We start from the raw sequence: 20,294 nt of genomic DNA, 5'->3' as shown, positions 1-20,294 counted from the left end.
GTCCCATGGCCGTGATGATTGAAGACTTGATGACTCAGCTTGTAAAGGATGGCGGCAGTGATCTCCATATCAGCGCCGGCCAACCTCCCTATGGCAGGTTTAGCGGTCAACTAAGGCCCATACACGATGTTTCCCTAGATGAAGAAAGCTGCAATAAACTAATCTTCTCCATGCTAAACAATGCCCAGCGCAAGCAGCTAGAGCAAACCTGGGAATTAGATTGCGCCTATGGCCTTAAAGGGATCGCCCGCTTCAGGGTCAATGTTTATCGCCAGAGGGGTACCTATGCCGCCTGCCTGCGAGCACTTGCCAACACCGTGCCCACTCTGGAAAGCCTAGGGCTACCACCGATTGTGGAGGAAATGAGCCACATGCCCAAAGGGCTGATTCTCGTAACAGGCCCCACCGGCTCCGGCAAAACCACAACCTTGGCGGCGATGCTCGAGCACATAAACCAAACCCGGGCAGAACATATATTGACCATTGAAGATCCGATTGAATTCACATACAGACCAGTAAAAAGTATCATCCACCAGCGCCAGCTCAACGAAGACACCCGCAGCTTTGCCAATGCCCTAAAGGCCGCCCTTCGGGAAGATCCCGACGTAATCCTGGTGGGCGAGCTCCGAGACCTAGACACCATCCAGTTAGCAATTACGGCAGCAGAGACCGGTCACCTGGTATTTGGCACCCTGCACACCAGTTCGGCCGCCCAGACCGTGGACCGCATGGTGGATGTTTTTCCCCCAACCCAGCAGACCCAGATTCGGGTGCAGCTAAGCAGCAGCCTTGTGGCCGTTTTTGCCCAGACCCTTTGCAAGCGCCACAATCCAAGCCCCGGCCAATCTGGTCGTGTCATGGCCCAGGAGATCATGATCAATACACCAGCCACCGCAAACCTGATCCGGGAAGGTAAAACCGCCCAGCTTTACTCTGCAATTCAGACAGGCGGTCAACTATCAATGCAAACGCTGGAAAAAGCCCTTGGGGATCTGGTACTCAGCAACCAGGTCACGATGGATGAAGCCCTTATGAAAACCTCCAGGCCTGAAGAGCTCAAACGCTTAGTCAACCAACTGGGCTGATTCACTACTAGGAACTCCAAAGCCATGCCTGCCTTCGTTGCCACCTACGTCAATCCTCGAGGCAAGTCAGTGCTTGTGGATATCGAGGCGACCGATCCGGCCCAGGCCAAACGCAGCCTGAGGCTGCGAGGCATCCGAGCCACCGAAATCAAGGCCAAGCCGAAAACCACGGCGACGGGATCGAGTGCTGCAGCCCAACTAAGTGAAAAACTTAGATTCTCCAAACTCAATGAACTGCTAGAGGCGAAACCTGGCATCAAAGATAAAGCTGTATTTGCCAGCAAGATGTCGGCCCTTGTCAATGCTGGCGTACCAATTGTGCGCAGCATCGACCTAATGGCATCTCAACAAAAGATGCCCCTGTTCAAACGGGCCCTGCAATCGATCAGCCTGGAGGTAAACCAGGGAATCTCCCTGGGCGAAGCCCTACGGCGGTGGCCGAAAGTGTTTGACAAGCTCAGCATCGCCATGGTGGAGGCGGGGGAAGCCGGCGGTGTGCTGGATGACTCCCTAAAGAGACTGGCCAAACTGCTTGAGGACAACGCCAAGCTTCAAAACCAGATCAAAGGGGCCATGGGCTATCCGGTGGCTGTGCTGTTCATCGCCATCTCAGTCTTTCTAGGAATGACAATCTTCATCATTCCCACCTTTGCCGGTATTTTTGATGGCCTAGGCGCCGAACTCCCCTGGTTCACTCAGATGATGGTGGACCTAAGCAGCCTACTGCGCTCAACCTTTTCTCTGTATCTGGTATTAGGACTTATTGCCGGGGTCTTTCTATTTGGCAAGTTTTATGCCACACCGATAGGCCGGCGGCGAGTAGATGCCCTTGTGCTCAAGCTCCCCCTGTTTGGCGAATTGATTCAAAAAACAGCAACGGCCCAGTTCTGCCGGACCTTTAGCTCCCTAACGCGAGCGGGGGTGCCCATTTTGATGTCACTTGACATAGTTAGGGAAATCACAAATAATTCCATTATCTCAGATGCAATTAGCAATAGCCGCCAAGACGTGTTGCAGGGAATTCCGTTAAGTGTGGCGCTTGGACGCATGAACGTATTTCCTGATATGTCTATCAGCATGCTCTCCATCGGCGAGGAAACAGGCGAAATGGACGCCATGCTCTCTAAGGTGGCTGACTTTTATGAAGACGAAGTGGAAGCCACCGTCAAGGCACTCACCTCCATGCTGGAGCCCGCCATGATCGTGCTTGTCGGCGGCATTGTGGCCTCAATCCTGCTGGCTATGTATCTACCGATGTTCTCGGTGTTTGATCAGATCAAATAACTCTCAGCCAAAGCCTGGCCGGCCAGCCAGCCGCTGCTCCAGCAGTGCTGGAAGTTGAACCCCCCAGTCACCCCGTCCACATCCAAAAGTTCACCCACCAAATAAAGACCAGGCTGCTGGCGACTCTCCATCGTCGCCAGGTTCACCTCACCTAGAGGAATGCCACCTGCCGTCACGAATTCTTCGCCGAAGGGGCCCCGCCCGGTAATGGCCAGCCGGGTATCACGCAAGGCCGATACCAACAGCTGCTGGTGCCGCTTAGCAAGATCAGCCCAGCGCTGCTGAGCGTCTAGGCCATGGCGCTGCAACAGGGCCAGCCATAGGCGCCGGCTGAGGGCGGGCCAGGGGCGCCAGTTGGCTAGTTGCCGCTTGGCCTGGTCTCGCTTGGCCTCGGCAAACAAGCCCTCAAGATCCTGCTGGGACAAGCCACCACTCCAATCAAGGCGCAGCTCACCCCGATAGCCACTGGCCTTGAGGGCGCGGGCAGCAAAAGCCGTAAGCCGCAGGGTGGCTGGACCGGACAGACCCCAATGGGTGATCAGCACCGGGCCCCGCTGGCGAAAAGGCTGGCCAGCCCGAGCGGCCTGGGGCTCCTGGGGCAGGTGCAAAGCCAGCTCCACCGGATCCATCACCACTCCGGCCAGCTCCAGCAGGGGATCGCCAGCCAGGGCCAAAGTGAATAGGGAGGGCACAGGCGCCACCAGCCCATGGCCTAGGGCCGCCGCCAGCTGGCGGCCGCTGGGATGGCTGCCGGTGGCAAGCACCAACCGATCGGCTCTGATCGCCCCGCCGCCCCGCACCAGCAGGTCAAAACCACCGGCAGCAGCAGCCGCGGCCTTCTGCAGGCTCACCCCTGTGTGCAGCTGCACCCCGGCCTGGAGGGCCGCTCGGCGCAAGGTGGCTGCCACCGATTCGGCACGATTTGAGCGGGGAAACAGGCGGCCGTCCGGCTCCTCCACCAGCTCGAGGCCATGGTCAGCAAACCAGGCGACGGCATCGCCGGGAGCAAAGCGCGAAAAGGGACCCCGCAGGGCTTGGCCGCCCCGGGGATAGTGCCCCACCAACGCCCGAGGATCCCAGCAGGCATGGGTGACATTGCAGCGCCCACCGCCACTGATCAACACCTTGTTCAACGGCTCGTTGGTGGCTTCCAGCAGGGCGATATCGCCAAGGCCGGCCTCAGCAGCACAGATGGCGGCCATAAAGCCGGCGGCACCGCCACCGGCCACGACAACGGCAGCATGAATTGGCAGCATGGGGAGATGGGCCAGATCGATCCAGCCAGTTATCGCTTCAGTGTGGCCCCGATGATGGACTACACCGATCGGCACTTCCGGGTGCTGATGCGGCAGATCAGCAGGCGCAGCCTGCTTTACACCGAAATGGTGGTAGCCCAGGCCCTGCACCACGCCAGGCAAGCACCTGATGCCAGCGCACCGGGGGGGCGGCTGGAGCGCCTACTGGGATTCGATCCGATCGAAAAACCCCTAGCCCTTCAAGTGGGCGGCGACGATCCTGGCTTGCTGGCTGAGGCCGCTGCCCTGGCGGCTGATTGGGGCTACGACGAAATCAACCTGAATGTGGGCTGCCCCAGCGAGAAGGTGCAAAAAGGCCGCTTTGGGGCCTGTCTGATGGCCGATCCTGACCAGGTGGCCCGCTGCGTTGCCGCCATGGCCGCCGCCTGCCCCTTGCCGGTAACGGTGAAACACCGCATCGGCATTGATGAGCGCGACTCATACGCCGAGTTGCTGGCCTTCGTGGATGCGGTGGCGGCAGCGGGGGCCCAGCGATTTGCAGTACATGCGCGTAAAGCCTGGCTGGAGGGGCTCGATCCCAAACAGAACCGGACGATCCCGCCCTTGCGCTACGACGTGGTGCACACCCTCAAGCGCGATCGACCGCAACTGAGCATCGAGTTAAACGGCGGTCTGGAAAGCCTGGACGACTGCGTGCAGCAGCTCGAATTGGTGGACGGGGCCATGGTGGGTCGGGCTGCTTATGCCCATCCCCTCCAGTGGAGGCAGGTGGACCAGCAGATCTACGCCGACGACAGCCAGCCGCTGGCCACAGCCTCCAGCGTGGTGGGGGGTTTGGTTGCCTACGCCGAGCAATGGCGCAGTCGGGGCGGACGGCTGTGGCCCATCGCCCGCCACCTAGTACATGTGGTGGAGGGGGTAGGCGGCGCCAAACGCTGGCGCCAGCAACTCACCGAAAAAGCAGGGTCAAGGGACGCGGATGCTGGCGTGCTGGCAGCCGCGGCCCTATCCCTGGCAGAGCGGGGCTACTAGCCCTCGGCGCCACCGTAGAAGTCGCCACCACCGCTATCGCCACCGCCACTGCGGCGGCGGCGGGTACGCCCAGCGTCGAAGCTGTCGCCACCAGCAGGATTGCCAGCGCCATAGCTCCGATCTTCCCAGCCGCGGGCACCAGATCCCCGATCGCCACCACCCGCATAACCGCCGCCGCCACCTGCGTAACCACCACCACCGCCTGCTCCACCACCACTGCCGCGGTTGTAGCCACCGCCGCCGCCGCCACCTGCGTAGCCGCCACCACCGCCTCCTCCGTAACCGCCGCCACCACCGCCGCCATAACCACCCCGGCGCGGGCCACCACCACCAGCTCCGCCGCCGCCGGTGCGGGGCTCCGCTTTGTTGATGCGCAGGGGACGACCCATCAGCTCAGCACCCTGCAATGCCTCAACGGCCTTTGCCTCTGCTGCTTCATCGCCCATCTCAACAAAAGCGAAACCACGCTTGCGCCCGGTATCCCGTTCAAGGGGTAGGGAACAGCTAGACACCTCACCGAAGGGTGCAAACAATTCCGCCACGTCTTCCTGCTCAGCGCGGAAGGGAAGGTTGCCGACAAAAATACTCACGAACTGAAGATCGGCCGCGGGACCGATGCATGTGGGCCAATGGGCCACTAACCGATCCACCCTAAGACGACTAACGAAAGCTGGCTGCTCTCAGCAGGCAAGTCGCATCCGAATTTGCTGCAACTGCTGCTCAACCTGGTCAAAGCCCGTGCCCCCCTCGCTGCGCCGGGCCGCCACCACCTGCTGGGGAGTAATGGCCTCATAAATGTCGGCTTCAAAGGCAGGGTGCAGCAGCTGCCAGCGCCCCAGGGGCAGGTCGCGCAGCAGGATTCCCTCAGCCAGGCAGCCCTTCACCAGGCCGCCCACCAACTGGTAAGCCTCGCGGAAGGGCACCCCCTTAGCCACCAGGTAGTCGGCCACATCAGTGGCGTTGGAGAAATCCGCCGCCACTGCCGCCTCCAGGCGCTGGGGCCGAAACTCGAGCCCCTCTTCAAACAGAATCGCCATCGCCTCCAGGCAATCGAGGCAGGTACGCACCCCGTCAAACAGGGCCTCCTTGTCTTCTTGGAAGTCCTTGTTGTAGGCGAGGGGCAGGCCCTTGATCATGGTCAGCAAACCCATCAGGTGGCCAAACACCCGGCCGCTCTTGCCCCGCACCAGCTCGGGCACATCAGGGTTCTTTTTCTGGGGCATCAAGCTGCTGCCAGTCGCACAGCGGTCGGTGAGGCCAATAAAGCCAAACTCTTCGCTGGCCCAGAGAATCACCTCCTCACTGAGCCGGCTTAGGTGCACCAGCACCAAGCTGGCGGCAGCCATGAACTCGACCGCAAAGTCCCGATCACTGACCGCATCGAGACTATTGGCGTAGATGGTGTCAAAGCCCAACTCGGCGGCGGTCTGGCGCCGATCGATGGGCACCGGCGTGCCCGCCAGGGCCGCGGCCCCCAGGGGACAGATATTCACCCGGCCGCGCACGTCTGCCAAACGGGCCCTGTCCCGCTCGGCCATCTCGATGTAAGCCAGTAGGTGGTGGGCCAGACACACCGGCTGGGCCCGCTGCAGGTGGGTGTAGCCGGGGATTAAGACCGTGCTATGCAGCTCAGCCTGAGCCAGCAGGGCCCGCTCAAAGCGCAACAAGCCCCCGTCAATGGCATCAATTTGGCCGCGTAGCCACAGACGCAGGTCGGTGCCCACCTGGTCGTTGCGACTGCGGCCGGTGTGCAGTTTCTTGCCCAGGGGGCCTAGTAACTCAATCAGACGCCGCTCAACGGCGAAGTGCACATCTTCAGCCTCCAGGCCGGGGTTGAACTCGCCCCTGGCTGCCTCAGCTCTCACATTCTCCAGGCCCTCGATCAACTGGGCCGCCTCGCTCTCGCTGATCACAGCGCAACTACCCAACATGCGGGCATGGGCGATGGAGCCGTCCAGGTCTTGCTGCAACAGGGTGATGTCAAAACCGATCGAAGCGTTGAAGCGCTCGATCGCCGGATGCAGGCCCTGCTCGAAACGCTGGCTCCAGGTAGACGCGGTGGAATCAACAGCCATTCGGGGCTCGGCGGGCGGCGCTAGGCAGGTAATCAGCTTGGCAGGGAGGGCAGCATCAGCTCCTCCTTCACCTTGAGCACCACCATCGAAGCGTCATCGTCGAGCTGCCGGTCTGCCCCCACGAAGCGATCGAGCCGGGCAAACAGCTGGTCGAGAATCCCCTGAGCGCCGATGCCGGAGCGGCAGGCCGCCTGCAGCTGAAACACCAACCGCTCCTCGTCGAAGCGCTCGCCGCTGAAGCCGGTGGCCTCGGTCACCCCGTCTGTGTAATAGAGCAGCACATCGCCTGGATCCAACACGATCTGCTCAAGACCGTAATCGGCTTCGCTCTGCAAACCAATCAGCAGACCTGGGGCATCAAGGCGCTCCACCTGGTTGCGCTGGCGCCGCCAGATCAAGGGCGGATTGTGGGCCGCATTGGCGTAGCGCAGCAAGTGGGTGCGGGGGTCGTAATCGGAATAAAAGAGGGTCACAAACCGGTGCGACTGGGCCAGGTCTTCCTGGGCCAGCTGGTTGAGGTCGTGAAGGATGCGCTCGGGGGAGTGGCCGCTCAGCACCTCGGCCCGCAACATGCCGCGCAGCATGGTCATCAGCAGACTTGCCGGCACGCCTTTGCCCATCACATCGCCCATCACCAGCGCCCAGCGGGCCTGTTCGCGGCGGCGGCCCAGCAGCTGGGGCCGGGTGGGGATGAAGTCGTAATAGTCACCGCCCACCTGGAAGGCGGGGCGGCAGCGGGCGGCCAGCTCAACGCCATCGATCACCGGACAGCGGTCCGGCAGCAGCTGGGCCTGGATTTCAGCACCGATGCTGAGCTGGCGATCGAGCCGCTCATGGCGCCGCATGGTCTGGAGCAGGGCCTCGTTTTCCAGCGCCACGGCGGCAAGGTCGGCCACCAGCTGCAGGTGGCGGCGATGCACCTCGCTCCAGGCAAAGCCCTGCCGATTGCTGAAGATATATAGGCGGCCTCGCTGGAGGCTGCGGGAAACCACCGATGTAGCAACCACCTGAGCTCCGCCCAGCAACCGGCCCACCCGCTGATCAAGCAAGGCCGCCACAGCCGCATCACCGCTGAGAGCTGCCAAATCCCCATCCGCCAACGCCGCCAGCTGGCGCACCAGCTCGGCGCAGGGCTCAGCAGGCGTGGCCTGCAGATACTCGCGCCAAAGGCGGCCATCCTCGTGGAACACCACCAGCACTGCCCCCTCGGCTTCCACCAGCCGGGCCGCCACCAGCGGCACCAGCTCCAGAAAGCGACCCAGATTAGTGAAACTGCGCAGGGCAAAAGCCAAGGAAGCCAGCAGCTCCTGGTTGCGCCGCTGCTCCCGGCTGAGGCTGTCGAGCAGTTGCCGCAGCGAGGCTGCAGCCGACAACAGGGCCGGACCCTGGGGAGAAACCGGATGGGGGGGCGGCTTATTGCTCACCGATTGGGCACGGTGCGGCCGCGGCGGTTTCGCAAGATAGCGGCGACACGGGCAAGTGCCCTACCGGCCAAGGCAAGCAGGACCTCAGCGAGCCAGCAAGGCCTCAACAAACTCAAAGCTGTTGAAGGGCCGCAGGTCGCGAATACCCTCACCAGCACCAATGAAACGGATTGGCAGCCCGGCTTCAGAGGCGACGGCTAGGGCCACACCACCACGGGCGCTGCCATCGAGCTTGGTGAGCACCACGCCAGTTAGTCCGGCGGCCTTGGCAAAAGCCATGGCCTGACGCAGGCCATTCTGACCCTGGCTGGCATCCAGCACCAAAAGCGACTCCACCACCGCCTCCGGCGCCAGCTTGTCGACAATCCTGCGCACCTTGCTGAGCTCTTCCATCAAGTTGTGCTTGGTCTGCAGCCGGCCAGCCGTGTCCACCAACACCAGCTCAGTGCCCTTGGCCTGGGCAGCACCGATGGCGTCATAGACGACGGCCGCTGGATCGGCATTGGCGCTGGGATTGGAAATCACCGGCACCTTGCTGCGCTCTCCCCACACCTGCACCTGCTGCACCGCCGCGGCCCGGAAAGTATCAGCAGCAGCAATCAGGCAGCTGTAGCCGCTGCGCACCGCCAAGTTGGCCAGCTTGCCGAGCGTGGTCGTCTTGCCCACGCCGTTTACCCCCACCAACAGCCATACGTTGAGCTGCTCGCGGCGGGGGGCTAGCAGGGGCTGGCCACTGGCCTCGATCGGTTGGTCGAGGATGGCGCGCAGCTGCTCCTTAAGGAAGCGCAGGCCCTCGGCGGGATCCACCACCTCCTGATTTAGCCGCTGGCGCAGGGCACCAAGGGCCCGGTCGGTGGCCTCCACCCCAACATCGGCCCGCAGCAGGGTGGTTTCCAGACCATCAACCACCTCTGGCGTGAGCGGATCATCACCGAGGTTGTCGAGCAGCTGGGTGACCAATCCCTGGCGGGTTTTCTCGAGGCCCTGGCGCAAACGAGTGAGCCAGTCGATCTCCTCAAGCGAAACCTGATCAACCCGCTTGCCCTGGGCCGCGAGTACCTCAGCCGACCAGGTGAAGGTGGCGTCGAAATCGCCCAAGCTGGGCTCAGCTAGTTCGGGCGCTGCAGGGGATTCAAGGGCGGGAGCCCCTGGAGCCGTGATCGCCTGTTGGCGTTCGGCCCGCTGGGCCGCTGCCTGCTCCAGCAGGGAAAGGGTTGCGGCCACTGGAGTGGCCGCCGGTTGGGCAACCTGCTGAAGATCCTGCTCAAGACCCTGTTCGCTCTGCTGGGTATTGATCTGTACAGGCTGTACAGAATCTGGGAAAGGGGGCTCAGCGGCAGATTCGGTCTCAAGCTGCCGCCGCTTTTGCTCCTCCTGCTGGGCCTTGAGGCGGGCGTAGGCCTGGCGGGCCCATTCCAGCGCCTCAGCGTTGGGATCGGAGGAACCCTCAACAGGCTGTTCTTGAGCCTGTTCTGGACCCTGACCCGAAACCTGTTCAGAAGCTGGCGGCGGGGTTGCTGATGGGTCAGCTGGGGATGGGCCGGTGCGATTAAACCAGTCGTAAACCATGACTTGCTCAGGCCTCCGCCGCGGAACGAGCTGCCGTAAAGCGCCGCAGCACCCCGTTGATCATGCGGCGGCCCTGCTCATCGCTATAGCGATTGGCTAACTCCACAGCTTCGTTACAGGCCACAGCAGGGGGGGTGCGGAAGCTTTCGAGGTCTACGGCTGCCAGCCGCAGGATGTCCCGATCGATGCGGGGCAGGCGAGTAAGACGCCAACCCTCCATTACCCGATCCAGTCGCTCATCGATCGCCTGACGGTCTCGCAGCACGGCCTCGACCCGGGCGATGGCACCGAGGCGCACCTCTTCTTGGTCGGCCAGCATAAGCAGCCGGGGCAACTCCAGGCTTGCAGAAAGGCGGTTAAGAGCCTGTTCAGCCGCGACCAGGCCGGCGTTGAGGTGCTGGCGCACCCGGGGCAACTGCTGCTCACCCTGCTCCTGCAACTCGCTATCAAGCAGTTGCTGCTGGGCGGCCTGCAAGTCTTCGGCGGAGCGATCCAGGGACTCACGCACGTCCTGGCTGAGGGTGGCGAGCACCTGCTGCAACAGGCCCTCCATGCCAGTTGGCAAGGCCGGGGCAGACGAGCCGCGATCACTGGTCTGACCAAGCATCAGCAGGGCCAGTTCACGGGAGAGGGTGCGGCTCTGCATCAGGTGGGTTCTGCCTCAGGAAAGTTGGGGGGTGCGCAGCTGGGCCAGCAGGCTGGAGAAGCTGCGATTGGGGGTGGAGCGCTCGTCGGGGTTAACGATGCCGGCGGAAATGATTGTGCGGAAAGCATCCTCCACCGAGATCTCGAGATCCTTAACAGAACCCTCTGGCACAACGGTGTACCAGCCGGTGGTTGGATTCGGGGCAGTGGGAATGAACACACTCAGCATGGGCTCAGTGAAGCCTGCCTGCAGGGCAGAGCCGATCGCGCCAGTCACAAAACCCAGGGCGTAGAGACCCTCGCGGGGATACTCCACCAGCACGACCCGACGAAACTTGCTGGAGTTGCCCTGGAGGAATGTTTCCAGCAGCTGCTTGAGGGTTTTGTAAACCGAGCCAGCTAGGGGGATGCGCAGCAGGGTCCCTTCGCCAAACTCAAGCAGCCAGCGACCAACAATGTTACGGGCCATCAGGCCGATCAACAGGATGCCGAGCAGGGGCACCAGTAGACCAACGCCCAGGTTGATCAGCTCCTGCAACACCGGATTGAGGGTATTGAAGGGATTGAACTGCTTAGGGATAGAAGTGAGAAACGCCAGCACGAAACGGCTCACCGTGGTGCCCAACCAGATCGTGGTTGCCAGTGGAATCACCACAAGCAAACCAGCGATCAAATCGTTCTTGAGATCGGATTGAAGCCGATCCCCTAGGGGCTGATCCGATCTGGGGCTGGATTGAACCAAGTGACAATCCGGAGATCCGGCCTGCAGCAATCTGCTTTCAACTTAGCCAGCCGTCCTCACAGCAGGGCCACTAAGGCCAAAAGCACGAAGCTGATGGCCAGCACCACTGCCGTGCCGGTACCCACGAAGCGACGCTGCTGAATGGCCAGATCACGACCCAAACGGGCCTGGCCAAGTTGCTGCTCAGCACGCTGAAGCTGGGGTTTGATCTGAGTGTCGATGACCCTGCGAGCCTTCTGCTTTTTAATCTCGGAACTATCGGTGGCAGGGAGCTGGCCGCTCTGCTCGCCCTGGGCAACCAACTGATCGATGAAGGCGGGGTCTTGAAGCTGCTGCTTCTGGCGCTCTAGCTCGCTGGTCTGCTGGGCGAGGGCGGCATCGGCCTGCATGGCCTGCTGCTCAAGGTTCTGGGTGGATGTGATCGACAGAGGAACAGCCACCAACATCGCCAACGCCAGCAAGCCGGAGAGCACCACCACGCTCCAGCGGAGCGGGGTACGCCCGGCGGCGGGATGATCGAGGCGACTACCGAACAACATCAGGAGCAGGCCCACCAGGGCGATCGGCGCCTCGCCAACTAGGCGATCGGCGAACATGGCTCGGAACGGCTCCAGAGCCCAGTTCCAGCTGGCCAACATGGCTAAAAGGTGCAACCCGAAGATCACGACCAGGGTGAGACCGAGCCAGCGCAACAGGTGGCCCAGGCGGCCGAAGGAAGCAGTGCTCACAGAAGGGTCTCGCGACAGATTTAGACAACGGCGCAACTGTACGGGCGATGACGCTGCACGCCCACCACGACCTTGTACTCCGTCTAAAACAGCAAGCCCAGCAGCTTGGGTTTGACCCGGTCGGCCTCGCCGCCGTGCCATCCGGAGAGCGCCTAGGCCTGCGGACGGCGGCCCTGGAGCGCTGGCTTGCAGCGGGCTATCAAGCCGACATGGCCTGGATGGCCGACCCGCGCCGGCGCGCGGTGGAACAGCTACTGCCCGGGGTGCGCAGCCTGCTGGCGGTGGGCCTCAACTACTACGTGGAGGCCGATCGGGCACCGGGGGCACTCAAGGTGGCCCGCTATGGCTGGGGGCGGGACTACCACCGGGTGATCGATGGCCGCCTGCGCCAGCTGGGTCGCTGGTTGGAGCAGCAGGTGCCTGGGGTGGGTTGGCGGGCCTGCGTCGACAGTGCACCGCTGATGGATAAGGCCTGGGCCGAGCAGGCCGGCCTGGGCTGGATTGGCAAAAACGGCAACCTGATCAATCGCGAGCGTGGCTCCTGGCTACTGCTGGGCCACCTGCTCACCACCTTGGAGCTGCCTGCCGATGCTGCCGCCACAACCCTTTGCGGCAGCTGCAGCCGCTGCCTGCCGGCCTGTCCCACCGGCGCCATCACCGAGCCCTTCGTGGTGGACAGCCGCCGCTGCCTGGCCTTTCACACCATCGAAAACCGCGATCCCGAACTGCCGCAAGCGATCACCAGCAAATTGGAGGGCTGGGTCGCCGGCTGCGACATCTGCCAGGACGTGTGTCCCTGGAATCAACAGCCGCTGCAAAGCAGTGAAGATGCGGATCTACAACCCCGGCCCTGGCTGCTGAACCTGCAGGCCGAGGAAGCCCTGGGGTGGAGCGACGCCGACTGGGATACCAAGCTGCGAGCCTCGGCCCTGCGCCGACTCAAACCCTGGATGTGGCGGCGCAACCTGCGGGCCAGCCGGAGCGGCACTGCCTAGGCTGGCCAAACCCGTCTCCCCGTAATGGCTCCGCGCTGGTCGCGCCCTGATTTCAGAACTGCCCTGCTGCCCGCTGCCCTCGGGCTGCTGCTGACAGCGGGGCTGCCCGCCCGGGCGTTGGTGCCCTACGTGTACGTGCCCCAACGTCAGGAACTCGAAGCTGCCGGTCTGGGCATCGCCCAGGCGGCGGCCCGGCTGCTGCGACTTGGTCAAGCCAGGGACGCCGCCAGGCTGGCTGCCCTGACGGTGCAGCTGCTACCAGAAGATCCCCGCGGCTGGGTGTTGCTGGCTGAGGCCCAGCTGCGCAGCAACCAGCTGGAACAGGCCGGTATATCACTGGCCAAGGCCAAGAAACTCGATCCAAGCAACCCTGGGATCTGGTTTGCCGAGGGTTCCCTAGCCCTACGGGCCGGCAAACCCAATGAGGCCATCGGCCTGTTGGAACAGGGCCTGAAACTGGACAAGCGCAACGCCGGCGCCTATTTCGACCTGGGCAACGCCCACATCCTGCTAGGCCAGAGCGGCCAAGCCTTGGCTGCCTTTGAGCGGGCCTCTTCCCTGCGCAAAGGCTTCTGGGAAGCCCTCAACAACCAGGGGCTGGTGTTGTTCGAGCAGGGCAATAAAAAGGCGGCCATCAGCCGCTGGCGCGAGGTGTTGAAGATCAAGCCAGATGCGGCTGAACCAACCCTGGCCCTGGCCGCCAGTCTGTTTGCCAATGGTCCGGAAAATCGCAGCGAAGCTGTCGAATTGGTTGGCAAGGCCCTCGACACCGAACCCAACTACGTGCTCGACAGCCACCAGAAGGACCAGCTCTGGGGACCGAAGCTGCGCAGCACCACCGCCGAACTCTTCAAGCTGGCCGAACTCAAACCCGTGGTGGATCGGGCCCTTGCCAATGCCAGCCCGGAGGGCGAAAGCAGCGACGAGGAGTAGTTGGGGAGCCCTGGACATCATCTGTAGGCTGAGCCCCAGCTTGCTGCCCCAGACCCCAACACCGGATGGCCGAGGAGCGATCAGGCGAATCCATCGGACCGGGCAACGACGCCCGCATCGAACCGATTGCGCTGCACCTGGAGATGCAGCGGTCCTACCTCGAATACGCCATGAGCGTGATCGTTGGCAGGGCCCTGCCGGATGCACGCGACGGGCTCAAGCCAGTGCAGCGCCGAATCCTGTTTGCGATGCACGAGCTGGGGCTCACCCCGGATCGCCCATACCGGAAATGCGCCCGGGTCGTCGGCGACGTACTCGGCAAGTACCACCCCCATGGTGATCAGGCCGTCTACGACGCCCTGGTGCGCCAGGTGCAAACCTTCGCCAGCCGCCATCCCCTGCTGGATGGCCACGGCAACTTCGGCTCCGTGGACGACGACCCCCCGGCGGCGATGCGCTACACCGAAACCCGCCTGGCTCCGATCGCCAACGAAGCGCTGCTGGATGAAATCGGCGCCGACACCGTTGACTTCGCGGCCAACTTCGATGGCTCGCAGCAGGAGCCGACGGTGCTGCCAGCCCAGCTGCCCTTCCTGCTGCTAAATGGCTGCACCGGTATCGCCGTGGGCATGGCCACCAACATCCCGCCCCACAACCTGGGCGAGGTGGTGGATGCCCTAATCGCCTTGGTGCACAAACCGGAGCTAAGCGACGAAAAGCTGCTGGAGCTAGTGCCCGGCCCAGACTTTCCCACCGGCGGCGAGGTGCTGGTGGGGCAAGGGGTCCGCGATACCTACCTCGTGGGCCGCGGCAGCATCCCGATGCGGGGCGTCGCCCACATCGAGGAGGTACAGCCCGGAAAGGGACGCCATCGCCGCGGCGCCGTGGTGATCACCGAGCTGCCCTACCAGCTCAGCAAAGCCGGCTGGATCGAGAAACTGGCTGAGCAGGTAAACGACGGCAAGATTGGCGGCATCGCCGATATCCGCGACGAAAGCGACCGTGAAGGCATGCGGGTGGTAGTTGAACTCCGCCGCGACGCCAACGCCGAAACCGTGCTGGCCGACCTGCAGCGCCGTACCGCCCTGCAAAGCAACTTTGGCGCCATCATGCTGGCCCTGGTAAACGGCCAGCCGGTGCAGTTGAACCTGCGGCGCCTGCTGCAGGAATTCCTGGACTACCGGGAACTGACCCTGATCCGCCGCACACGCCACGCCCTCAAGCGCTGCGAAGACCGCCTGGAGGTGGTGGAGGGCCTAATAAAGGCGCTCCATGCCCTGCAGCAGGTGATCGCCCTGATCACCGCGGCCCCCGATGCCGCCAGTGCCCGGGCGGCCCTGCAGGTGCAACTCGACCTGAGCGAGCGTCAGGCCGATGCGGTGTTGTCGATGCCGCTGCGGCGCCTCACGGGCCTTGAACAGGAAAGCCTGCTCAAGGAAGCTGCCGAATTGGCCGTGGAACGCGAGCGGCTGCGCCACCTGCTGGACGACCGCACCGTGCTGCTCGACACCCTGGTGGCCGAACTCAAAGCCCTGCGCAAGCGCTTTGCCACGCCCCGGCGCACCCGGCTGGTGGAGGGCGGCGATGCCCTGGTGGCCCAGCGAGCTGCAGCCATCCGCCCCAACGCCGAACTGCAGCGCCAGCAAGCCTTTGGCGCCCTGGCCCCGGAAAGCCGGCTACTGATCCAGGCCGATGGAGCTGTGAAAATCCTCAGCGCCCAGATGCTGGGGCGCCTGCACCTGGATGAACCCATCCAACTAGGAGAGCATCCGGCACCAGCCCGGCTGATCCTGCCGATCAGCGAGCAACCGCTGCTGCTGGCCTTCACGGGTAGTGGCCGGGTGGCCTTGCTGCGCTGGGAATTCGCTGGCCAGCAGCCGGGGAAGCTGGAGCGCTTCCTACCCGACAGCATCGAAGGCGAAGCGGTAGTGCAGGTGCTTCCCCTACCCCGCCAAGGCAGCCTGGGACTCCTAAGCAGCGACGGGCGTTTCAAACGTCTGCCAATTGAGGAGTTTCAGGAACTGTCTGGCCGGGCCACCACCGTGCTCAAGCTCAAGGAGGGCGTTACCCTGCAGCGGGTGGTGGCCGGCCAGGAAGGAGACACCTTGATAGTGGCTACCAGCACTGGCCGCGTGCTGCGGCTAAGCCTGGACGAAACCCAGCTGCCCCTGATGGGGCGCGCTGCCCAAGGCCCCCTACTAATGCGCCTGTTGCCAGGTGAGCAGCTGGTGGGTGCCGCCTGCCTGACTGCAGCGGAAACGGAAACCACCGGCGCAAACCAAAGCACAGTGGTGGTGGCCACCGCCAGTGGGCAACTGAAGCGGCTGCTGGTGTCGAGCCTGCGGCCTTGTCAGCGAGGCGACATGGGGCAGATCGGCCTGCGGCTGCAGGAGCGGGGCGATTACCTGGTCGACCTGCAAAGCCCAACCAGTGCTGCGGTTGGAAGCGCCGTGCTGGGACTACTGACTGATAAGGGCTGGAGCTGCCGCATCGACTTAAACGAGCTGGAGAGCGAAGACACCAGCGGCACTGGCATCAACCTGAAGCTGCCCCAAGGACAGCAAATTCAAGAACTGATTCCTCTTATCAACTAACTGCCAATCAATTAACTGACTATCAACTAACTGCCTATCAATTAACTGCCAGGGCAACCAAGCAGCCCTTAGAGCTTTTGCAGCACCTTGGCAGCGATGCCAGCCGGCTCGAGCATCAGCTTGCTGGAGCTCACCTGCTCATCCATTTCGATGGGATAGGCACCGTCAAAGCAGGCGGTGCAGAAGTGGGCGGAATTGGCATGGGCCGCATCCACCATGCCCTGCTTGCTCAGGTAAGCGAGTGAATCGACGCCAAGGTGGGCGGCGATTTCTTCCAGGGTGAGGCGAGCAGCAATCAACTGGTCCTGGGTGTCGGTATCGATGCCGTAGAAGCAGGGATGGGTTACTGGCGGCGAACTAATTCGCATGTGCACCTCGGTGGCGCCGGCATCCCGCAGGGCTTGCACCAACTTGCGACTGGTGGTGCCCCGCACGATTGAATCGTCGATCACCACGACGCGCTTGCCGGCGAGCACATCTGGCAGGGGGTTGAGCTTCACCCTGATGCCGGCCTCCCGCATCGCCTGGGTGGGCTGGATGAAGGTGCGGCCCACATAGCGGTTCTTGATCAGGCCGTCAGCAAACGGGATACCGCTGAGCTGGGAGTAGCCAATCGCCGCCGGAATACCAGAATCGGGAACGCCGATGACTATGTCGGCTTCTACCGGTGTTTCACGGGCCAGGGCCTCGCCAATTCGCACCCTGTAGCTGTAGAGGGATTCGCCGAAAAAGCGGCTATCTGGCCGGGCGAAATAGATCATCTCGAAGACGCACAGCTTGGTGGGCTGCTCGCACCAACGGCTGCGGCTGGGTTCGGCTTGGCCTGGACGGAAATGGATGATTTCGCCGGGCTCCACATCGCCATCAAAGGCGGCTCCAATGATGTCTAGCCCGCACGACTCACTGCTCACCACCCACTGGGCTTGCTGCGTTTCACCGATATGACCAAACACCAAAGGCCTAATACCATGGCCATCCCGGAGAGCGAAAAGGCCATCAGTGGTGCCGATCACCAGGCTGAAGGCACCGCGACAGCACTCGGCAGCGGCCCTAATCGCCCCATCCCAATCCAGGCCCCGGTTCACGGCCTGCTGAATCGCAAAAGCGATCAGTTCGGAGTCGGTGGTGGAGGTGAGCTCACTGGCAATGGACGCCAGGTCGTGGCGGAGCTCGGCTGCGTTGACCAAATTGCCGTTATGGGCAAGGGCGAAAGGACCAATGCGGGTGTTGAGCACCACCGGCTGGGCGTTGCAAACCTTGCTGCTGCCGGTGGTGGAATAGCGGTTGTGGCCGATAGCTAGATCGCCAGTGAGGCGCTCCAGCACGGCCTGATCAAACACCTGGCTCACCAGGCCCATGTCCTTGTGCAGGCGCACCTTGCGCTCTGCATCAAACACGGCGATACCGGCTGATTCCTGGCCCCGATGCTGCAGGGCGTATAGACCGAAGTAGGTGAGGTTGGCCACCGGTTGCCCCGGCGCCAGCACGGCATAGACGCCGCAGGCTTCCTCGGGCTTGTCCGGACGCATCACCAGCACAGGCCCATCAACAGTCACGGTGAAATTTCATTCTGCACGAGCGCCCTCGCCCATTCGCCGCGGGATGGCCTGCTCGTAGCAGGCCTCCAATGCCGCCAGGCTCTGCTCAAGCAAAGGTTGGCCTGCTTGGCGAATTACCAGGCTGGTAGCAGCTGTAACCGCGCCAAGCCGCTCTGCCGGCACTGCAGCCAACGCCAGAGCCTGCTGCCAGGCGGCATCCTGATCGGCGGGCACGCTCACCAGAATGCGGGCACCACCCTCGGCAAACAGCAGCCGATCCAGTCGGGCGCTGCTGGCCGTGATCTCCAGCTCAGCCCCCAGAGGTATTAATGCCATGGTGGCGATGCAGCACTCGGCCGCAGCCACCGCCAGGCCGCCATCGCTGAGGTCGTGGGCGGAGGCCACCAAGCCCTGGCCAATCGCTTGGCGCAGGAAGACCTGAACCGAACGCTCCAGAACCAAATCAATCTCGGGCGGCCGCCCCGTGACGGCTCCATGCAGCAGCTCCAGATAGCTGCTGCCGGCCAGGCTCAAGCGGGGATCGGCGGGAGCCTCACCTGTTTCCAAAGGCACCCCCAGCAGCCAGATGGCGTCGCCGGCCTGGCGCCAGGCCTGGCCGCGCACGTGCTCAAGGTTGTGCACCAGGCCCACCATGCCCACCACGGGGGTGGGGTGGATCGGCTGCATGCGGCCATCGGGCAGGCGGGTCTCGTTGTAGAGGGAGACGTTGCCGCCGGTGACAGGGGTATCCAGGGCGCTGCAGGCGGCCGAAAGGCCGCGGCAGGCCATCGCCAGCTGCCAGTAGCCGGTGGGGGTTTCCGGCGAGGGGAAATTGAGGTTGTCCGTCACGGCCAAGGGCTCGGCGCCGACGCAGCTGAGGTTGCGGGCCGCCTCGGCCACCGCCGCCATGGCGCCGCGCTCGGGATCGAGGGATACCCAGCGGTTGGGGCAGTCCACCACCGCCGCCACGCCACGGCTGGCTGCCGCCATGGCGCCCTCGCCCTGCTGGGGCCGCAGCCGCACCACGGCCGCATCGGCGCCGCCGGGGGGCACCACGGTGTTGGCCTGCACCTGGTGGTCGTACTGGCGGTATACCCAGCGCTTGGAGGCGATGGTGGGGTCATCAAGCAGGGCCAGCAGGGCCCCATCCCAGCTGAAAGGCAACTCAGCTGGTAACTGGGTCTCGCTCCAGCGCCAGTGGGCCTGGATCTCAGCAGGCGGCTCGCTCAGCAATGTGTGGTGGTTGATCGGCGTGTCGTCCGCCAGGGCGCTGGCGGGCACCTCGGCCGCCACCTGGCCGTGCTGCAGCACCCGCACGATGTTGTCTTCCAGCACCCGGCCCACCACTGCTGCCTGCAGCCCCCAGCGCGTAAAGCGCGCCATCAGCGCCTGCTCCGTGCCGGGCTTGACCACAAACAACATCCGCTCCTGGGATTCGCTCAGCAAAAACTCGTAGGCGGTCATGCCGGCCTCGCGGGCGGGCACGCGGTCGAGATCCAGCTCAATGCCCAGCCCCCCCTTGGCAGCCATCTCCGAGCAGCTGCAGGTGAGGCCGGCGGCGCCCATATCTTGAGCCGCCACCACATCACCGCTCTGGAAGGCCTCCAGGCAGGCCTCGATCAGTCCCTTCTCAAGGAAGGGATCGCCAACCTGCACGGCGGGGCGATCATCCAGGGAGGCCTCGGTGAGCTCAGCGGAGGCAAAGCTGGCGCCGCCCATGCCGTCGCGGCCGGTGGTGCTGCCCACATAGACCACGGGGTAACCCACTCCTTCAGCACCGGAGCAGACGATCTCCTCGGTTTCCATCAGCCCCAGGGCCATGGCGTTCACCAAGGGGTTGCCGGAATAGCTGGGGTCAAACGCCACCTCCCCACCCACGGTGGGCACGCCCACGCAGTTGCCGTAGTGGGCGATGCCTGCCACCACGCCCTCCATCAGACCCACGTTGCGCTCGTCCTCCAAGGGACCGAAGCGCAGGGCATTGAGCAGGGCGATCGGCCGGGCGCCCATGGTGAAGATGTCGCGCAGAATGCCGCCCACGCCGGTGGCCGCGCCCTGGAACGGCTCCACGGCCGAGGGGTGGTTGTGGCTCTCGATCTTGAAGGCCAGGCGCTGGCCTTCACCCAGATCAACCACGCCTGCATTCTCGCCAGGGCCCACCAGGATGCGCGGGCCGGTGGTCGGGAAGCCCTGCAGCAGCGGCCGCGAGTTGCGGTAGCAGCAGTGCTCCGACCACATCACCCCAAACATGCCCAACTCAGCGCGGTTGGGAGCGCGGCCGAGCCGACGACAGATCTCGTCGTAGTCGGCCTGGCTGAGGTTCTCCTTCTTGAGGGCATCGGGAACCGAATAGGCCGGTGCTTCGAAAGAGGCGGCAACCACGTGCAGCTGGGC

Annotated in this window: 16 protein-coding genes; 6 read left to right on the top strand and 10 right to left on the bottom strand. The window is 63.6% G+C overall.

Translation table 11 applies throughout. The features are described 5' to 3' along the window. Positions 1 to 5: 5 nt before the first annotated feature. Entirely contained in the window at positions 6 to 1,085 is a 1,080-nt protein-coding gene (locus KBZ22_RS03950; protein ID WP_255021106.1) for a type IV pilus twitching motility protein PilT, read from the top strand. Between the two features lie 24 nt (positions 1,086 to 1,109). Then, positions 1,110 to 2,369: a type II secretion system F family protein gene (locus KBZ22_RS03945; RefSeq protein ID WP_255021105.1), complete on the top strand. Its 1,260-nt coding sequence runs from the start codon at positions 1,110 to 1,112 to the stop codon at positions 2,367 to 2,369. Here the strand turns inward: KBZ22_RS03945 and KBZ22_RS03940 are convergent. Next, positions 2,357 to 3,625: an NAD(P)/FAD-dependent oxidoreductase gene (locus KBZ22_RS03940; RefSeq protein ID WP_255021104.1), complete on the bottom strand. Its 1,269-nt coding sequence runs from the start codon at positions 3,623 to 3,625 to the stop codon at positions 2,357 to 2,359. The two genes, KBZ22_RS03945 and KBZ22_RS03940, sit on opposite strands and share 13 nt — an antisense overlap. Between KBZ22_RS03940 and dusA the strand changes: the two genes are divergently transcribed. Further along, the gene (gene dusA, locus KBZ22_RS03935; protein WP_255021103.1) at positions 3,611 to 4,657 is read left to right on the top strand and encodes a tRNA dihydrouridine(20/20a) synthase DusA; all 1,047 of its coding nucleotides are present in this window, start codon (positions 3,611 to 3,613) and stop codon (positions 4,655 to 4,657) included. The genes KBZ22_RS03940 and dusA overlap by 15 nt on opposite strands. Here the strand turns inward: dusA and KBZ22_RS03930 are convergent. The 7 genes from KBZ22_RS03930 to KBZ22_RS03900 all read right to left on the bottom strand — a co-directional run bounded on the left by KBZ22_RS03930 (position 4,654) and on the right by KBZ22_RS03900 (position 11,840). After that, complete coding sequence (locus tag KBZ22_RS03930; RefSeq protein WP_255021102.1) at positions 4,654 to 5,247, bottom strand: RNA-binding protein; 594 nt, start codon at positions 5,245 to 5,247, stop codon at positions 4,654 to 4,656. The two genes, dusA and KBZ22_RS03930, sit on opposite strands and share 4 nt — an antisense overlap. 90 nt (positions 5,248 to 5,337) lie before the next feature. Next, positions 5,338 to 6,732: an argininosuccinate lyase gene (gene argH, locus KBZ22_RS03925; RefSeq protein ID WP_255021101.1), complete on the bottom strand. Its 1,395-nt coding sequence runs from the start codon at positions 6,730 to 6,732 to the stop codon at positions 5,338 to 5,340. Between the two features lie 32 nt (positions 6,733 to 6,764). Continuing rightward, positions 6,765 to 8,156: a GAF domain-containing SpoIIE family protein phosphatase gene (locus tag KBZ22_RS03920; RefSeq protein WP_255021100.1), complete on the bottom strand. Its 1,392-nt coding sequence runs from the start codon at positions 8,154 to 8,156 to the stop codon at positions 6,765 to 6,767. 84 nt (positions 8,157 to 8,240) lie between these two features. Further along, the gene (gene ftsY, locus KBZ22_RS03915; RefSeq protein ID WP_255021099.1) at positions 8,241 to 9,725 is read right to left on the bottom strand and encodes a signal recognition particle-docking protein FtsY; all 1,485 of its coding nucleotides are present in this window, start codon (positions 9,723 to 9,725) and stop codon (positions 8,241 to 8,243) included. A gap of 7 nt (positions 9,726 to 9,732) precedes the next feature. Further along, complete coding sequence (gene nusB / locus KBZ22_RS03910) at positions 9,733 to 10,371, bottom strand: transcription antitermination factor NusB (protein ID WP_106632520.1); 639 nt, start codon at positions 10,369 to 10,371, stop codon at positions 9,733 to 9,735. A 15-nt stretch (positions 10,372 to 10,386) separates the two neighbouring features. After that, a complete protein-coding gene (locus tag KBZ22_RS03905) occupies positions 10,387 to 11,112 on the bottom strand; it encodes a DUF502 domain-containing protein (protein ID WP_106632521.1) in 726 nt (241 codons plus the stop codon). A 56-nt stretch (positions 11,113 to 11,168) separates the two neighbouring features. Next, entirely contained in the window at positions 11,169 to 11,840 is a 672-nt protein-coding gene (locus KBZ22_RS03900) for an HpsJ family protein (protein ID WP_255021098.1), read from the bottom strand. 47 nt (positions 11,841 to 11,887) lie between these two features. Here KBZ22_RS03900 and queG point away from each other — a divergent pair, with 47 nt between their 5' ends. From queG to KBZ22_RS03885, 3 genes are all read left to right on the top strand, one after another. Beyond that, entirely contained in the window at positions 11,888 to 12,835 is a 948-nt protein-coding gene (gene queG, locus KBZ22_RS03895; protein WP_255021097.1) for a tRNA epoxyqueuosine(34) reductase QueG, read from the top strand. A 24-nt stretch (positions 12,836 to 12,859) separates the two neighbouring features. Beyond that, positions 12,860 to 13,768: a tetratricopeptide repeat protein gene (locus KBZ22_RS03890; RefSeq protein ID WP_106632524.1), complete on the top strand. Its 909-nt coding sequence runs from the start codon at positions 12,860 to 12,862 to the stop codon at positions 13,766 to 13,768. Between the two features lie 65 nt (positions 13,769 to 13,833). Beyond that, positions 13,834 to 16,362 (top strand): DNA topoisomerase (ATP-hydrolyzing) subunit A, encoded by a 2,529-nt coding sequence (locus KBZ22_RS03885; RefSeq protein WP_106632525.1) that lies wholly within the window; start codon positions 13,834 to 13,836, stop codon positions 16,360 to 16,362. 68 nt (positions 16,363 to 16,430) lie between these two features. On the opposite strand, the gene purF is transcribed toward KBZ22_RS03885, so the two are convergent. After that, positions 16,431 to 17,891: an amidophosphoribosyltransferase gene (gene purF / locus KBZ22_RS03880; protein WP_106632541.1), complete on the bottom strand. Its 1,461-nt coding sequence runs from the start codon at positions 17,889 to 17,891 to the stop codon at positions 16,431 to 16,433. Positions 17,892 to 17,927: 36 nt separating this feature from the next. After that, positions 17,928 to 20,282 carry a phosphoribosylformylglycinamidine synthase subunit PurL gene (gene purL / locus KBZ22_RS03875; protein ID WP_106632542.1) on the bottom strand — a complete coding sequence of 785 codons (2,355 nt, stop codon included), beginning with the start codon at positions 20,280 to 20,282 and terminating at the stop codon, positions 17,928 to 17,930. Positions 20,283 to 20,294 lie beyond the last annotated feature (12 nt).

The organism is Cyanobium sp. L1E-Cus (genome assembly GCF_024345755.1).
In the GTDB taxonomy this organism is placed as follows: Bacteria; Cyanobacteriota; Cyanobacteriia; order PCC-6307; family Cyanobiaceae; genus Cyanobium_A; species Cyanobium_A usitatum.
The sequence above is the reverse complement of the archived record's forward strand: the minus strand, read 5'-3'. Positions and strand labels throughout refer to the sequence as shown.

Bases quoted from the DNA above. Each gene is read 5' to 3' on its own strand.
- dusA (WP_255021103.1), top strand. From the start codon at position 3,611: ATGAATTGGCAGCATGGGGAGATGGGCCAGATCGATCCAGCCAGTTAT.
- KBZ22_RS03945 (WP_255021105.1), top strand. From the start codon at position 1,110: ATGCCTGCCTTCGTTGCCACCTACGTCAATCCTCGAGGCAAGTCAGTG.
- KBZ22_RS03890 (WP_106632524.1), top strand. From the start codon at position 12,860: ATGGCTCCGCGCTGGTCGCGCCCTGATTTCAGAACTGCCCTGCTGCCC.
- queG (WP_255021097.1), top strand. From the start codon at position 11,888: ATGACGCTGCACGCCCACCACGACCTTGTACTCCGTCTAAAACAGCAA.
- KBZ22_RS03885 (WP_106632525.1), top strand. From the start codon at position 13,834: ATGGCCGAGGAGCGATCAGGCGAATCCATCGGACCGGGCAACGACGCC.
- KBZ22_RS03940 (WP_255021104.1), bottom strand. From the start codon at position 3,625: ATGCTGCCAATTCATGCTGCCGTTGTCGTGGCCGGTGGCGGTGCCGCC.
- ftsY (WP_255021099.1), bottom strand. From the start codon at position 9,725: ATGGTTTACGACTGGTTTAATCGCACCGGCCCATCCCCAGCTGACCCA.
- purF (WP_106632541.1), bottom strand. From the start codon at position 17,891: ATGCGTCCGGACAAGCCCGAGGAAGCCTGCGGCGTCTATGCCGTGCTG.
- argH (WP_255021101.1), bottom strand. From the start codon at position 6,732: ATGGCTGTTGATTCCACCGCGTCTACCTGGAGCCAGCGTTTCGAGCAG.
- KBZ22_RS03950 (WP_255021106.1), top strand. From the start codon at position 6: ATGGCCGTGATGATTGAAGACTTGATGACTCAGCTTGTAAAGGATGGC.
- nusB (WP_106632520.1), bottom strand. From the start codon at position 10,371: ATGCAGAGCCGCACCCTCTCCCGTGAACTGGCCCTGCTGATGCTTGGT.